Annotated in this window: 1 protein-coding gene; it reads left to right on the forward strand. The window is 43.2% G+C overall.

The window, feature by feature from the left end:
* The first annotated feature begins 362 nt into the window (after positions 1 to 362).
* Positions 363 to 692: a hypothetical protein gene (locus ACFIL8_RS10290; protein ID WP_375611698.1), complete on the forward strand. Its 330-nt coding sequence runs from the start codon at positions 363 to 365 to the stop codon at positions 690 to 692.
* Positions 693 to 1397: the final 705 nt, after the last annotated feature.

Genomic DNA, 1397 nt, shown 5'->3' on the forward strand with positions numbered 1-1397 from the left:
ATCAGAGTTTATCTGGCGTGTTTGATGAAACACCATTCTTTGAAGTGTGGGATAGCCATATGAAATAATCAGCAGGGAAATCTGATAGACGAGAAATCAGCTTGTTGACAGACCCGTGTTTACAGAACGGTGCGGGGTAGTAATTTGAGCGTTTCGTTTGGCTTTTTTCTGTAAAGATGGAAAAGCGTAAAAACGTGTATCTGTAAAATTATGCGGAGGATTTGGGCTTTATGTGGGTTCTTGTCTTTTAGGGTGTGGTCTCATTTTTTATTGTTGATGGCTTGTTAAATTTTGTTGCTGATTTTCATGTCATTTTTTGTGTTTGAAGTATTGGTTTTTCTTTAGTTGGAAGGAACATGATGATGGTAGATGAACATTGTCTTCCCTTACGTCGAAAAGGGCGGAAAAAAACAACTTTGAATAAAACAACAAAGCGATTTAATGAAGCTCTTTTGACAGCCGCTGAGCAGGCTGGATATCACTATGGTGAGGATGGGCTGGTGTCTTATCTTCAATATCATGCGTTGAATAATCCTGTTCCTTTTTTTTCGCTGCTGGCAAAAGTCTTGCCTCTTCAGGTTACGGGAGAAGCAGGGGGAGATGTTAAAACAGTTTCGCGTATTGAGATTGTACCAGTGAAGCCCAAAAATACTGAACCGAAGAAGCTTGATCCTTTGGTCACTGAGGCTTGAAGTTATGAGAAAATATTGGGTTGGGCATATGATGTTTAAGGGATATTGTCTTTGAACGGGAATGCTAGGTGTTTGTCTGAAAGCTTATGATTGAAATTGCGTTGAGGGGTGTGTGCTTTAGGCGTGTGAGCTGTGAAGTTGTTGGGCTTTGGTGGGGGATGCATGAGGACGTGGACTGGAGGAGACTTCGGTGCATATGGTGTTTTTGGGGGTATATGGTGTCTGGGGTGGTCTGTGTGAAGCGGGCAAGATGCTTTTATGGCGATGTGTGAGGGGCGCGATACCTGAAAGATGTTGGGGAGTGCTTGATGATATTTGCTGTTTTGGATTTCTGGTGAAGGTTTGGTCTTTTCTCGTTATTGAAATGGGGGAGATGTTAAAACAGTTTCGCGTATTGAGATTGTATCAGTGAAGCCCAAAAATAGCGAACCGAAGAAGCTTGATCCTTTGGTCACTGAGGCTTGAAGTTATGAGAAAATATTGGGTTGGGCATATGATGTTTAAGGGATATTGTCTTTGAACGGGAATACTAGGTGTTTGTCTGAAAGCTTATGATTGAAATTGCGGTGAGGGGCTGAGTGCTTTAGGCATGTGAGCTGTGAAGTTGTTGGGCTTTGGTTGGGGGGATGCATGAGGACGTGGACTGGAGGAGACTTCGGTGCATATGGTGTTTTTTGGGGGTACATGGCGTCTGGGGTGGTCTGT

The organism is Bartonella sp. AP57NXGY, from assembly GCF_042195805.1.
Taxonomy (GTDB): Bacteria; Pseudomonadota; Alphaproteobacteria; order Rhizobiales; family Rhizobiaceae; genus Bartonella.

What these genes read in the sequence shown, in the direction of transcription:
- ACFIL8_RS10290 (WP_375611698.1), top strand. Translation starts at nt 363, where the DNA reads ATGGTAGATGAACATTGTCTTCCCTTACGTCGAAAAGGGCGGAAAAAA.